Origin of the sequence: Flavisolibacter tropicus (assembly GCF_001644645.1) — a bacterium.
In the GTDB taxonomy this organism is placed as follows: Bacteria; Bacteroidota; Bacteroidia; order Chitinophagales; family Chitinophagaceae; genus Flavisolibacter; species Flavisolibacter tropicus.
Genome location: NZ_CP011390.1, coordinates 561,744 through 575,998 on the forward strand (window position 1 = coordinate 561,744; position 14,255 = coordinate 575,998).

At 42.9% G+C, this 14,255-nt stretch carries 12 protein-coding genes; 7 read left to right on the plus strand and 5 right to left on the minus strand.

The window, feature by feature from the left end; translation table 11 throughout:
* Nucleotides 1–130 precede the first annotated feature (130 nt).
* Complete coding sequence (locus SY85_RS02280; RefSeq protein WP_066401608.1) at nt 131–724, minus strand: hypothetical protein; 594 nt, start codon at nt 722–724, stop codon at nt 131–133.
* Nucleotides 725–1,700: 976 nt separating this feature from the next.
* On the opposite strand from SY85_RS02280, the gene dnaG reads away from it, so the two are divergent.
* On the plus strand, nt 1,701–3,725 hold the full coding sequence (gene dnaG / locus SY85_RS02285; RefSeq protein ID WP_066409260.1) for a DNA primase: 2,025 nt from the start codon (nt 1,701–1,703) through the stop codon (nt 3,723–3,725).
* A gap of 2 nt (nt 3,726–3,727) precedes the next feature.
* Here the strand turns inward: dnaG and SY85_RS02290 are convergent, their stop codons facing one another.
* Nucleotides 3,728–4,546 (minus strand): AraC family transcriptional regulator, encoded by an 819-nt coding sequence (locus SY85_RS02290; protein ID WP_066401609.1) that lies wholly within the window; start codon nt 4,544–4,546, stop codon nt 3,728–3,730.
* Nucleotides 4,547–4,670: 124 nt separating this feature from the next.
* Between SY85_RS02290 and SY85_RS02295 the strand changes: the two genes are divergently transcribed.
* Nucleotides 4,671–5,321 (plus strand): NADPH-dependent F420 reductase, encoded by a 651-nt coding sequence (locus SY85_RS02295; RefSeq protein WP_066401610.1) that lies wholly within the window; start codon nt 4,671–4,673, stop codon nt 5,319–5,321.
* A 44-nt stretch (nt 5,322–5,365) separates the two neighbouring features.
* Here SY85_RS02295 and SY85_RS02300 read toward each other — a convergent pair whose 3' ends face one another.
* Nucleotides 5,366–7,429: a TonB-dependent receptor family protein gene (locus tag SY85_RS02300; protein ID WP_066401611.1), complete on the minus strand. Its 2,064-nt coding sequence runs from the start codon at nt 7,427–7,429 to the stop codon at nt 5,366–5,368.
* 76 nt (nt 7,430–7,505) lie between these two features.
* Here SY85_RS02300 and SY85_RS02305 point away from each other — a divergent pair, with 76 nt between their 5' ends.
* Nucleotides 7,506–7,721 (plus strand): hypothetical protein, encoded by a 216-nt coding sequence (locus SY85_RS02305; protein ID WP_066401612.1) that lies wholly within the window; start codon nt 7,506–7,508, stop codon nt 7,719–7,721.
* 45 nt (nt 7,722–7,766) lie between these two features.
* Nucleotides 7,767–8,396 carry a metallophosphatase domain-containing protein gene (locus SY85_RS02310; RefSeq protein ID WP_066409263.1) on the plus strand — a complete coding sequence of 210 codons (630 nt, stop codon included), beginning with the start codon at nt 7,767–7,769 and terminating at the stop codon, nt 8,394–8,396.
* A gap of 42 nt (nt 8,397–8,438) precedes the next feature.
* Here the strand turns inward: SY85_RS02310 and SY85_RS02315 are convergent, their stop codons facing one another.
* Nucleotides 8,439–9,461, minus strand: coding sequence for a YpdA family putative bacillithiol disulfide reductase (locus SY85_RS02315; RefSeq protein WP_066401613.1), 1,023 nt, complete (start codon nt 9,459–9,461; stop codon nt 8,439–8,441).
* Nucleotides 9,462–9,555: 94 nt separating this feature from the next.
* Between SY85_RS02315 and SY85_RS02320 the strand changes: the two genes are divergently transcribed.
* Both SY85_RS02320 and SY85_RS02325 read left to right on the plus strand, forming a co-directional pair.
* On the plus strand, nt 9,556–10,827 hold the full coding sequence (locus tag SY85_RS02320) for an NfeD family protein (protein ID WP_066409266.1): 1,272 nt from the start codon (nt 9,556–9,558) through the stop codon (nt 10,825–10,827).
* A 17-nt stretch (nt 10,828–10,844) separates the two neighbouring features.
* Entirely contained in the window at nt 10,845–11,624 is a 780-nt protein-coding gene (locus SY85_RS02325; RefSeq protein WP_066401614.1) for a slipin family protein, read from the plus strand.
* Nucleotides 11,625–11,637: 13 nt separating this feature from the next.
* Here SY85_RS02325 and SY85_RS02330 read toward each other — a convergent pair whose 3' ends face one another.
* Nucleotides 11,638–12,882, minus strand: a complete 1,245-nt coding sequence (locus SY85_RS02330) for a serine hydrolase domain-containing protein (protein ID WP_066401615.1) — start codon at nt 12,880–12,882, stop codon at nt 11,638–11,640.
* Nucleotides 12,883–13,064: 182 nt separating this feature from the next.
* On the opposite strand from SY85_RS02330, the gene SY85_RS02335 reads away from it, so the two are divergent.
* Entirely contained in the window at nt 13,065–14,243 is a 1,179-nt protein-coding gene (locus SY85_RS02335; RefSeq protein ID WP_066401616.1) for an acetyl-CoA C-acyltransferase, read from the plus strand.
* Nucleotides 14,244–14,255: the final 12 nt, after the last annotated feature.

Here is a 14,255-nt window from a genome sequence, read left to right on the forward strand (position 1 = left end):
CTGTCCGGATTTAGCAAATCCTGACTTAAAGAATTCTCTGTTTACACGTTTTATTCTTGCTGAGGAGCAAGGTAACCGTTCAGCCTAGCCGTAGCTACAAAAGAATTTATGTTTATCCTGTTCTTTATGGCTATTCTTTAAGCGGTTGCGTAATACTTGGAACAACAGGCTGTATGGATGACAATGTTATGGCTGATTTAGGTATATGCAACCGCCCATTGCGCTTGACCTTCCAATTAGATAGATAGCGGGACTGCTTAGCAAAAGAAGCTGGTTTTGTTACTGCGGGTTTCGGTTTTGTGGCCATAGGTGCTGGCATAGGCTTCGGTGGTAATACCGGTAACGTTTCTCTTACAGTAGTTGTTGCTTCTGTTGGGTTCTTTGGTATCAGTGTCTGCATATACTCGATCAATGCTTCCTTGGCTTCTTCCTTAGACTTGCCTTCCTGCAGCCAACGTTTTACCATGCCGGTTAACTTGGCAAAGAGGCCAAACTTCCGTACCTCCTTCGGTAGATTACGGTAGTAGGGGTATTTGACAATTTTAGAGGCTATACCAAACTGATCAGCATTGGCCATCGTGCGCTTGAGGTTAGGATCTTTGCGCATCCTCTTAGCACTCTTATAATCCCCCTTGGAGCGCAGGTAATACGTATTGCCTAACTTATAGAAAATGATGCCATCGATGGTACCGGTAATGAAGATCGGGCCTACTTGTTTTGCCATGGGACGGGTGATTAGTGATGATTTTAAATACTAAGTATTTTAGCAAATTTACCCAGCTAAATTCCGCTTTCAAAGTCTATTCTCCTCTTTATTTAGACACATGTGGGTGAAGTGTAATACGAGCTGAGAAAGCAGTCCACGGTCAACAGTCGACAGTCCACGGAAGGAAAGACATTAGTCAGTAGTCAGTAAGTCATTGGTCATTAGGTCCGTAGTGGACTATAATGGGAGGGGTATAGGAGGAAAGTAGGAGGAGTAGTGAATGTGTAGTGCAGGTAGAGGGCTTTATCTGTGCAGTTGGTACGGACTTACCTACAGAAGAGGTACAGAAGAGGTACAGACTAGGTACAGGAGAGGTACAAGAGACCCTTAGGTTAGGCAGGGCAGCGCGGCTGAAGCCTGGCTCGTGAATGGTGAGTGGTCAGTGGTGAGTAGGCTAACGCACGCCCCAACCTCTAAAGGGCAGAAGGTTAACACACAGAAACACTCCACTATATGATCGGTTATTACAATAGGTTGAATATTTTAGGAATTAGCCTCAAGATCTTTCATTAAACTGTGATAGTTCCTTTGCGGTTAGTAGAAAATACGGAAGGTTATGATCCTATTGTTATACTTCGAATTTCTTAAACAATTAAATCCGGATAGCGTATACTCAATTGGGAGAAAGTAAGAATCAACAGTCCATACTAACGAAAGGGTGTAGCCAGGTTTGTTGCTCCGCACTATTCTAGAGCGGGCAAAGCGGGGAATGGTGGGGAAGCGTTACTATAAGGGCATAGAGGATTAGCATTGGAGGTAGACCGTGGGGTAAGGAATTGGGAATTAGGAGTTTGGAAGATTAGAGGTAAGAACGTGGAAGATTACTATATTCTTTGACTTTATTGTAATCAGTTACTCATATTAGACCTATTCTTTCTATTTCTTAGTGCCCATATCTCTGCATTTGCTATTCCTTGAGCTATATTTGCCTGCTGTGATTTCTCAAAATACCATACAACAAATCCTTTCCCGAATTGATGTTCTAGACGTTGTAGGCGGATTTGTTAAGCTGAAAAAGCGAGGGGCTAACTACCTGGGGCTTTGTCCTTTCCATAATGAGCGTACGCCATCTTTTACCGTTTCACCTTCTAAAGAGATCTTTAAGTGCTTTGGCTGTGGCAAGAGCGGCAACTCTATCTCATTCCTAATGGAGTTGGAGAAGTTCTCCTATGCCGAAGCGTTAAAATGGTTGGCCAAACGCTATAATATTGAAATTGAAGAAACGGGCGTTTCTCCTGAAGCCATACAGCAGCAGCAGGTAGCGGAGAGCCTTTACATTATTAACCAGTTTGCACAGAAGTTTTACGACAAACAACTATTTGAATCGGAAGAAGGCCAAAGTATTGGCTTACCGTATATTCAGCAACGTGGATTTACAGAAGCCACCATACGAAAGTTTGGCCTGGGTTATGCGCCTGATAAGCGCGATGTTTTTACCAAAGAGGCGCTGGCCAACCATTACAATAAAGACCTTTTATTGAAAACCGGGTTGGTGGCGAACCGCAACGACCAACTGGTAGATAATTACCGCGACCGGATCGTTTTTCCTATACATAACAACAGCGGCAAGATCATTGGCTTTGGGGCCCGCCTGATCAAGAGCAATGATAAGGCACCAAAGTATATCAATACGCCGGAGAATGAACTGTACATAAAGAGTAAGATCCTTTATGGTAATTACTTTGCCCGCCAGGCTATTGATAAAAATGATGAATGCTTGCTTGTAGAAGGATATACCGATGTTTTATCCTTACACCAGGGTGGCATTGAAAACGTAGTGGCCAGTGGTGGTACATCGTTGACGCTAGATCAATTGCGCTTGATAAAGAAGTACACCAAGAACCTGACCATTGTGTATGATGGTGATGCCGCGGGCGTAAAGGCGGCACTGCGCGGATTGGATATGGCGCTGGAAGAGGGCCTAAACGTAAAACTAGTGCTGGTACCGGATAAAGAAGACCCGGATAGTTATTTACAAAAAGTAGGTGCTACGGCTTTTAAAGCCTTCATACAAGAGAATAAAAAAGACTTTGTACTTTTTAAGCTGGAGCTTTCTTTAAAAGATGTAGGGAATGATGCGGCTAAGAAGTCTGAGCTGGTAAACCAGATTGCGGAAACTATTGCCAAGATTGACAAGGCCGAAGATTTTACCAAGCAGCAGGAATACATTCGCCAATCGGCCCAATTACTGAAAGTTGAGGAGTCGGGCTTTACAGCCTTGGTCAATAAGTTTATCCGCAACCGTATTGCTCTTCAGGAGCAAAAGCTGCCCTTTGATGAAGCCAAGCATCATGAAGAAGTAGCTAATGAAGGCACAACGGTAAACTTTGACGACCAGACTTTTGAACTTCTTTATAAAGAAGAACTGCAAGAAAAAGAAATAGTACGGGTATTATTGGAGCATGGTAAGAAGCCATGGGATAGTGAACACAATATTGCCGGCTATATATTGTCTGAGCTACCAGAAGAGGAGTTGTTTCAAAGCGGTACGGTTTTAAAGTTCTTACATACCTATAAAAACTTGTTTCATCAGTTTAATGAAGTAGATAAGAGCCAGTTTGTATATAGCGAGGATAAAGAGCTAAGCACCTTTGCCGTATCGCTGCTTTCTTTCCCCCACGAGCAAAGCAATCACTGGAAAGATGAGTCAAACAGCAATGGTTTTCAAAAAACACTTTATCAGCAGGACTATAAAAGTTTTATGTATAGCATTAGTAAGGATGGTAAAGAGCGGCTTTCCAGTTTCCTGCTGACGCAGAAAGATACTACCAATGAAGAAGTGATTTCTGCAGTGAATTATTTAAAACTGCGAAAGATCAAAAAGCTGTTGATGCAAAACCAGGCTGATATGCAAACGGCGGATGCTTCGCAATTCAACAACCTGATATTAACGCATCAATTCCTGAAGCAACAGGAGATGGAGATCACAAAGACGCTGGGAACAGTGATTATGCGGTGATGTTATCGCTGTTTAAAATTGTTTTGTAAAAAAGACTGTGGTCTTGAACCTACTATTTCAAAAAAGCTATTGCTAAAGCTCGGTACGCTATCGTAGCCCACTTTGTAGGCCGTTTCAGAAACATTAGCTCCTGGTTCATTGAGCCATTCCAGCGCCTTAATAATGCGGGCTATTTTTAAGAAGCTGGAAAACGACATATCTAACTCTTGCTGGAAAAGCCGAGAAATAGTGCGGGTAGAAACATACATTCTCTTAGCCATGTCTTCAACAGTTATTTTTTCAGAGAGGTTGTCCAAAATATAGTTAATGCATGCCTTTACTTTAGGATGTTCTGACGTTGGTAAACGTAGGCCCAGAGCGGTGCCTTGTAAGTCGGGCAGGATCAGTTTTAAGGTGTGCAAGAAACTAGTTTCTTCTTCACTACTTTGAATGGATTGTGCCCATCTCTCTGTATACACAATCATCTCTCGTAATAAAGTACTTACCTGGAAAACATTTAACTGTGTGTAGAAAGAGTGCGTTAGGTGCGGCTCAATGGTAAAATACAGCGTACGTAAAAAAAGCTGTGGGGACGAAGATGTAACCGCATGCACCATACGGGATGGAATCCAAGCACAATGGCCTGAAGGCAATAAAAAGCTTCCCTGGGCAGTATAAAGACGGGTTAGACCATCTTCTGCATAGAGTAGCTGAGCTTTACTATGGGTATGCCAACCAGTATCTAAATCTCTGGATCGTTTATGCAATAAAATAGCAGCCTTATGATCTATTTCCAGTTCAGGATCAAAATCGGCCTTCAAAGGTGCATCAGTATGTCTCATATGAATAAATGAATGGCAAATGCCAATACTTCAGACAAATTTATCGTAAATACCTTTGAACCTTTCCATCTTCCTAATAGAATACAAGCTGTTCTATTTGTAAACCAAAACGCAATAAAAAGAAATGATAATAGCCATTTTAGGAACTGGCCGCATGGGTAAAGGGTTAGTAAAGACATTTTATCAGGCTTATCCGCAGGATGTTTTATTTAGTAGCAGGGACCAGCAACGTGCACAGGATGTACTAAGTGAATTAAAGCTTAACTGTACGGCAGTTGATATGGATGAAGCTTTGAAAGCCGATGTAATCATTCCAACATTTTGGTTCCGCGATCTGATCCCTTGGGCAATAGCACATAAAGAACAACTGAAAGGAAAAATAGTCATTGATATTACTAATCCTTTCAATGAAGATTTTTCGGACTTCACCACGTCTTATGATACATCTTCGGCAGAAGAACTGCAAAAAGTGATTCCGGAAAGTGTAGTGGTTGGAGCTTTTAAAAACACGTTTTGGGTGGTGTTTGATGCACCTGTTTTACAAGGTATCAAAAGTGATGTTTTTGTAACCTCCCAAAGTGAAGCAGCACGTAAAACCATTATCGAACTGTTAAAGCTACTGCCATTCCGGGTGCTGGATGCAGGGTTGTTAAAAAACAACCGAACTATTGAACGCATGACCTTGCTTTCTTCTGAAATGGCGCGTAAAGCCGGTAGTCATCCCCGCATATCTTATAACTTATGGGGGCTAGAACACGAAGGCCTCACAAGTTAATATGATGTCACTTTAGGTAAGAGTTGTTTTAAAAAAAAGGTCTACTATTTCAGCCATTGAAATTGAAGTGATACATAATAGTTGCGGCCCGGTGCTGCGTTGTAATAACGGCCTCCAAAGGCGTTTACATCATTGCCTAAACTATAGGTTACATCCAAAAGATTATCAACTCCCACTACCAGTTTAAATGGCCAGCTTTTACCTAGCTTGTTTTGATATCCCACCTTTAACCCAACCAGGTGAAAATCGTCTGCAAATGCTGTATTGGCATCGTTTAATGGTATGCGCGCATTAAAATAATAGGAGATACTAGCCAGCAACCCATTGTTGGCCGCCAGGTCAATTCCACTGCTGATGGTATGTGGCGGCACGCCTGGCAATTGGTTGTTGGAGAAATCGTTATCTACTTGCTTGAAGTCTTTATAATGGAAGTCGTGCCAGGTATAGCTTAGATAGGCTAAACTTCTTTTGAAAAAAGAGGAATGGTGAAATAAGGAATAGTTTACCTGTGCTTCGGCGCCATGCTGATCTGTTTTACCAGCATTGATAAAGTAACTGCCGCCACCAGCTGTACGACGTTGTACAATGGTGTTTTTCAGGGAAAAGTAAAAAGTGTTGATGTCAAAAGACAGTTGTTTGAATTGACCTCTTAAACCGATGTCGTAGTTTGTTCCATCTTCTGCATTTAGTCCCAGATTGATCTCCCCACCTGTAGGAAAAAGTTCCTCGGTAGTAGGAGGAGAAAAGCCCTTTGATGCACTGGTGTAGGCTGTTATCTTGTTCCACTTTCTCATTAAAGCGATCCGTGGTGCCAGTTCATTATTGAACTTCTTAGTTTGCTCAGGCCAGGGAGAAGGATCAAATACACGGAAATGAACCACACGCTGGTTGGTGCTTACTCCTGCTGTTAGCAGCCAGTTATGAATGTTGAGCGATGCCTGCGTGAAAATCATTGATTGCCGGTTGTCCACTTCATTATAGGATCGTAAAGTATCTGGTTGTCCTTGACGATTATCGTGGATCGAATAGGTCATCCAACCTTGTTGCCACTCGGCACCGGCATCAACAACCAGGGAACCAAAGGATAATGGATGCATCCATTTAAATAGGGTGCGACCTCCAAAATGCGGCTCTGCCGTACGTGAAAAGTTCTGAATTGTTGGATTACGTAGCTGTGAGTAAGCGCCGTAAAGCGTGGTTTTGTTTTGGACCGTTTGTGTTACCATTTGCTCGTAGGAAACACCTGCCAGAAATGTTCGTTGATGTACGCCAGCTTGAGCCTGTTCTGCGCCAGGAAAAACAGCATTGCCCGGTCTTGCCTGCCGGGGATTGGCTTTGTATTCTGCAAGCGTGAGTCCGCCCGGTGTTTCATACTCTAAGTCTCCATAAAGAACACTGGCCTGCAAATGGCGGTTGCTATCAATACTAACGGCACTGCTCCAGCTCAATACATCGCGTCGTAAGGCGCTATGCTTGCGGTAGCCTTCATTTTGTTGATGTTGGTAACTCAGTTTGCTAGTCCATTTGTCAGTACTCGTGGTAACTGCAGCATAAATATTATGAAGCTGGTAACTACCTGCGGTGTATTCAGCTGTAGCTCCTGAAGACTCATGATCACTTAAACTATTAATCAACAAGGCACCGCCTGTACCCGCGCCGTATAGGCTGCTGCTAGGGCCTTTAATAATTTCAATCGAGTTGAAGTTGTAGTAGCCCAACTGGTTCAGGTAGGTTTGACCGCCCGGATCGGTATAGGGAATGTCGTTGTAATACACTTTGATATTTCTAACGCCAAAGGGTGCCCGTAATGAACTGCCACGGATATTAAAGCGATAGCTTCCGGGGGATCGTTCTTCCATGCGGACTCCCGGAACTGTATTTACCGCATTCACAACAGATGCTGTTCCAAACTGCTCTAAAGTTATTTTTCCAACATAACCTATACTAGCCGGTACATCACGAAGCTTGCGGTTTTGCTCATATGCTTTTACGCGCACTTCTGAAAGTTGTACTTCTTGGGCGGTATCTGACGATTGTGCCAAAGCGCTTGAAGAAAGAAGGAGAGATGCAATAAAAAAACGATAGGGTTTAGTAATGAAGAACGACATTGGATTAGAAATATAATGGCATAATAACTGTAAAGAAAAAGATATAAACTTTTGTAAACATCAAAAATAGTATACTATGCCAGGAAGAGGTGATAATAATAAAAAGGGAAGCTCTGGCAGAGGTTCCAGTAATCAAAGTAATCAACCATTTGTTGGACAAGAGAAAGTGCAAAAGTCTAACCATGGCAGAGAGCAAACGGGTGGACAGCGCTCACAACCAGCAACACGTCAGCAAGATCAGGACAGTAATCGAAATACCAGTACAGAAGGAAAGGAAGTAAGACGATCTTAAAAGAAGAAGCCACCCTTTGAGGTGGCTTCTTTGAAAGAAACAAGTATGCTAACATTTGTTGCCATATCTGATACCCATGGCAGACATAAAGGTCTGCGCTTACCAAAGGGCGATGCTATTATACATGCCGGTGATGTTTCTTACAAAGGCGAGGAGGTAGAAGTAACTGACTTCTTGAATTGGTTTGCCGGCCTTCCTTATCGATACAAAATATTCACTGCTGGCAATCATGATTTCTTTTTTGAAAAAGCTAAACCCGTTGATGTGCAATCGCTCCTACCAACAGGCGTTATCTATTTGAATGATTCAGGTGTAGCGATTGAAAACCTTAACATATGGGGGTCTGCAATTACGCCCTGGTTTTACGACTGGGCTTTTAACCGTAAGCGAGGAAGTGAAATTAATAAACACTGGAAGATGATTCCGTCGGATACCGATATTCTGATTACCCATGGGCCTCCCTACGGCATTTTAGATGTCTTAGACAGTGAGAAGCACGTAGGTGATGTGGATCTATTGAAAAGGGTAAAAGAGATCAAGCCAAAGGTGCATATATCCGGTCATATTCATGAAGCGTATGGGCGTAAAAAGATTGGCGACACCCTGTTTATTAATGCGTCGGTATTAAATGAATATGATCAATTGGTGAATACAGCACAGATTTTTGAAATTTGAAGTTTGAAAAGCCAATATCCAAATTCCAATTAAGGATCCCGATTAACGATTAACGATTCCCGGCTTAACACTTTTCTCCTTTATATGCTGAATAATCTTATCCGCATGCTCACGGGAGTTCTCAATAAATAAACGGTGTGTATTCATGCCGCCACAGATCACGCCGGCCAGGTAAATGTTGGGCTGGTTCGATTCGTGTGTGTCATCATTAAAATGGGGTTTACATACTTCGTCTTCTGAAAGCTCGATGCCCAGGCTTTTCAAAAACGGCAGGTTAGGTTGGTAGCCAGTCATGGCTAACACCCAATCGTTTTCAATGCTTACAATGCCTTCTGGTGTATTAATAAGTACTTCATTTTCTTTAATTGAATGGATGGAGGCGTTGAAAAACGCTTGTATAGATCCTTCCTTAATACGGTTTTCAATATCTGGGCGAACCCAGTATTTTACACGAGAGCCAATCTCAGGGCCTCTAACTATCATGGTAACTTCTGCACCTTTACGCCATGTTTCCAGTGCAGCATCTACAGCCGAGTTGCTGGCACCTACAACAATCACTTTCTGAAAGGCATAGAAATGGGGATCGTCATAGTAGTGCTTTACTTTAGGAAGTTCCTCACCAGGTACATTCAGCATGTAGGGGATATCATAAAAGCCTGTAGCGATGATGATGTTGTCGGCAATATAGTTGTGTTTATTGGTGGTTACTTTATAGCTAACGTCACTGTTTGTATTTTGAGCAGTGTGCTTTTCAACGCTTTTCACTTCTTCAAATAAGTGGATCTTGACATGGTTATCCTTGGTTACTCTGCGGTAATATTCTAAAGCCTCACTTCTGGTTGGCTTGGGACTGTTGGATACAAAGGGTACTCCACCAATCTCCAGCCGCTCAGAGGTAGAAAAGAACGTCATGTTTACCGGGTAATTGAAAAGCGAGTTCACCAATGTTCCTTTTTCTAAAATCAAATAGCCTATACCAGCCTTTTGTGCTGCTAAGGCACAGGTTATTCCTATTGGGCCACCACCAATAATAATGAGTGGGTAATACTGTGTACTGTTATCCATGCAATTGTGTTTCTTAAATCCTTTGATTAAAAGGGAAAAATATAATGCCTATCTTATACAGTTCTGCTTAAATTTTGGTAAATTAATAAGTAGAATGAATATAAGAGTCATTTTATATTTTCTCTTATTCATTACACTTCCAGTGTTACTACCGGCACAAAAAGTATTATCCATAACTATCGATGGTGCCATTAACCCAGCTATAGCAAGCTTTATTGAACGGGGTATTCATAAGGCTAAGCAATCCAATGCAGCGTGCCTGATTATAAAATTAAATACGCCTGGTGGGCTTCTTAAATCTACACGTACTATTGTAGGCGATATATTGGATGCACCCATTCCTGTTGTGGTATATGTTTCTCCCAATGGAGCACAAGCTGGCTCAGCTGGTGTATTTATTACCATGGCAGCGCATGTTGCGGCTATGGCGCCGGGTACTAACATTGGAGCGGCGCATCCAGTAAGCTCTCAAGGTGGTATTGCTGATACTACTATGAATAAAAAAGTAACGAATGATGCGCTTGCGTTTATGCGCATTATTGCAGAAAAACGAGGGCGTAATAAAGAGTGGGCAGAACAAGCCGTAAGTAATAGCGTATCCATAACCAGTACAGAAGCCTTGCAATTGAAGGTTGTTGATCTTATAGCCAATAATACAAGAGAGTTACTAACAAAGCTAGATGGTAAGACCGTTGAACTTTCTGGAGGCTTAACAACACTTCATACCAAGAATGGTGAAATAGAAGAGCTGGAAATGAGCTTTGCCGAAAAGGTGCTCCATATTATTAGTGATCCTAACCTGGCCTACATCCTGTTAATGCTGGGCTTTTACGGCCTTTTATTTGAAATATACAGTCCAGGTGCTATTGTTCCAGGTATAATAGGCGTAATTGGACTTGTTCTAGGGCTTTACTCATTGAATACGCTACCTGTTAATTATGCTGGACTGGCATTGATCATTTTCGGTATCATCTTATTCTTATTGGAAATAAAGGTGACGAGCTATGGTTTGTTAACCATAGGAGGTATTCTTTCCTTATTCCTAGGCTCCTTAATGCTCATTCGAACAGATTCATTACTACAGATCTCACGCGGTCTTATCATTGGTTTTACAATAGTAAGTGCGCTATTCTTTCTGCTGATCATTGGTGCTGGTATTCGAGCACAAAGGCGTCGACCGATTACAGGTATTGAAGGGTTTATTGGAGCCACTGGTGTTACTCTTGAAGACCTTGATCCGAACGGCAGCGTAAAGGTTAATGGCGAGATCTGGCAGGCCGAATCGCTTTCTGGTAAAATTGAAAAAGGTGAGCGGGTGAGTGTAAAGTCTTTAAAAGACTTCAAAGCAATTGTTGAACGTATCTAAATTCTAAATACTTCTATATGGTACCATTTCAATCTACCATTATAATTGTTATTGTTTTTATCATTATCCTGTTTAGTTCTGCCGTTCGCATTCTTCGGGAATATGAAAGAGGTGTGGTGTTTCGGTTAGGCCGACTTGTTGGTGGTGATGGCGTTCGTGGCCCAGGCTTGATTCTTCTGATTCCATTTATTGATAAAATGGTAAAAGTTAGTTTACGTACTGTAGTGTTGGACGTACCACCACAGGATGTGATCACACAAGACAACGTGTCTATAAAAGTAAATGCGGTGGTTTACTTCCGGGTAATGGAGCCACAGAAAGCAATTGTGCAGGTAGAGAACTATTTATTAGCTACTTCACAGCTTTCCCAAACCACATTACGTAGTGTATTAGGGCAATCGGAACTGGACGATATCCTTTCACAAAGAGAGAAAATCAATCACCGGCTGCAACAAATTATCGATGCCCAAACCGGTCCATGGGGTGTAAAGGTTACTAACGTAGAGGTTAAACAGATAGACCTGCCACAGGAAATGCAACGCGCCATGGCAAGGCAAGCGGAAGCGGAGCGGGAGAGACGCTCTAAAGTAATATCTGCTGAAGGTGAGTTCCAAGCCTCACAGCGATTAGCGGATGCTGCGCAAATTCTGGCCAATCAGCCTAGTGCGCTAACATTACGTTACTTGCAAACGTTGGTGGAAATATCCTCAGAACATAACACCACTACCATATTCCCTGTACCAATAGATATAATGAAGCCCTTCCTGAATAGGGAGGGCCAAAACAGTAATACCTAACAATGTAGAAGTATTATGAGCTTTTCTTTTGAGCGGCTAAAACCAGTTTAACCAAATTATCTATAGCATTGTTTTCAATCCAGCGAACCACCATAACCAGGTCATGTTCTGGGTCCACATAAATAATATTGGTACCATTACCTACATGTACAAAGGCTGAGGCCGGTGCACTAGGCAAATACTTCTTGTCTGTATTCAGGAAGTAATTCATATAGCCATAGGTAGGTTGGGCAGATGTAGGAGTAAGAGATCGGTTGATCCAATTGGTTGAGATCAATTGCTGTCCATTCCAGTTTCCTTTATGCAAAGACAGTAAACCAAAGCGAGCCATGTCATAGGCATTAATGAACATGCCACCACCCCAGTGACCACCACCACTGGCCGATTGCACCGGTTGGCCGTCTAGTACAATCCAGGCATTTCTATAACTGGTCCAGCGCCAGGTGGAAGAAGCGCCTATTGGGTCCATGATATACTCTTTTAGTACTTGCGGTAACGGGTGGCGCCAAACGCTGGTGGCGGCTAATGCCAAAGCGTTTACCCGCACATCATTATACTCGTATACGGTACCGGGTTCATTGCGTTTGCGGTTCAGCCAGTTACTGGCATTGGCATCTGGCCGATCGGCCCACTCAGGCTTTCCCCACAATGTTCCTTCCCAATCGCTGGTCTGGCGTAGCATAACGTCCCAGGTTAGCCGACGATTGTGCTCGGTGGCAAACGGATATAATAATTGTGGTTGGCCAAGATCAGCGGCAGTACGTTGCCCACCTGCCGGATCATAGCGCTCTATAGGTGGTACATACTTGGCTACTGTATCATCTGCGCTTTTGATCAATCCTTTATCCACTGCCAGTCCCACTACCGTACTTAAAAAGCTTTTGGTTACACTAAAAGTCATATCTACACGGTTGGGCTCTCCCCATTCCGCAATAATGTAACCTTTATGAATGATTATACCCGTAGCATCACCCCGTACGGCAAAAGGTCCTACACCATCACCAAAGGGCTCTTTCCCAAAGGTCATGGCATGGGCTATTTCCAGGTCACGGGGATTCTTGCTTTCTTTCTCCTGGGCAAAGTGTATAGCCTGGCTTAATAGGGCAGTATCAAAACCGGCGGTTTGGGGCGATTGATGAGTCCAGTTGTTTTTGCTGGGAAAATACGATGGGCTTTCTTTTTTGACTCGGTTGGCGGGTTGAGCAACGGCTAACACTGAAATGCCCAATCCCAAGGTCATCATTAGGGGCGTTCGCATCAGCTAAAGATATTCAACTCTTAGAAGCTGTTTAAGATATTAACTTAAAAGTTAGCTGGAAGAATGCCACGGTTATTCGCTGCCTCTACAGGCTATTAAAACCCGTTGCAACCGTGGCATTCCTTTCTCCGCTTTATTTATGACCTATATTCAGCTTATCTTTGGCTCGCAAAAAAAGCTATATGAGTAAAGTCGTTTATATCGTTTCTGCTGTTCGTACACCTATGGGCTCATTTGGTGGTGCATTAAAAGATGTACCAGCGCCACAACTAGGTGCTACAGCTATTAAAGCAGCTGTTGAAAGAGCTGGTATCCAGCCTGATCAGGTGGATGAAGTATTGATGGGTTGCGTAATCCAGGCCGGTTTAGGCCAGGCACCTGCCCGCCAAGCCGCTAAAGCGGCGGGTCTTCCCGATAAAGTTATTTGTACTACCATTAATAAAGTTTGCGCCAGTGGTATGAAAGCCATTGCACAAGGTGCTCAAAGCATTCTGCTTGGAGATGCTGATGTGGTAGTTGCCGGGGGTATGGAGAATATGAGTAGTGTGCCTTTCTACGTAGACAGCTTACGTTGGGGTAACAAATACGGTACAACCAGCCTGGTTGATGGTCTGCAAAAAGATGGATTGACCGACTGTTATAACAATTTCGCCATGGGTTGTGCTGCTGATATCTGTGCTACTGAAAACCAGATCAGCCGTGAAGACCAGGATGCATTTGCAATAGAAAGCTATAAGCGTAGCCAATTGGCATGGGAGAGTGGTAAGTTTAAAGATGAGGTGGTGCCAGTAACCATTGCATCTAGAAAAGGAGAAGTGATAGTGGATAAAGACGAAGAACCCTGGAGCGTGAAGTTTGATAAGATCGCTTCTTTAAAACCTGCTTTTGGAAAAGAAGGTACCGTTACAGCGGCTAATGCCAGCACAATGAACGACGGGGCTGCTGCCGTAGTTTTAATGAGTAAGGAAAAGGCTGAAGAGCTGGGTATACAACCAATTGCTATCATCCGCGGTTATGCAGATGCTGAGCAAGACCCTGTTCAGTTCACAACTACTCCAAGTATTGCAGTTCCTAAAGCGGTTAAACGTGCCGGTTTAGAAATGAGCGATATTGACTTTGTAGAATTGAACGAGGCATTTAGCGTTGTTGGTATTGTTAATACAAAGATGATGAACTTGGATCCTGCTAATGTGAATGTAAACGGCGGTGCTGTTTCATTAGGACACCCATTAGGTTGCAGTGGTGCGCGAATTGTAGTAACCTTGTTGAATGTTTTAAGACAAAGAGGCGGAAAGGTTGGTGCAGCAGGTATTTGTAACGGTGGCGGCGGTGCTAGCGCTATGGTGGTTGAATTAGTGTAATAAAGAAATTGA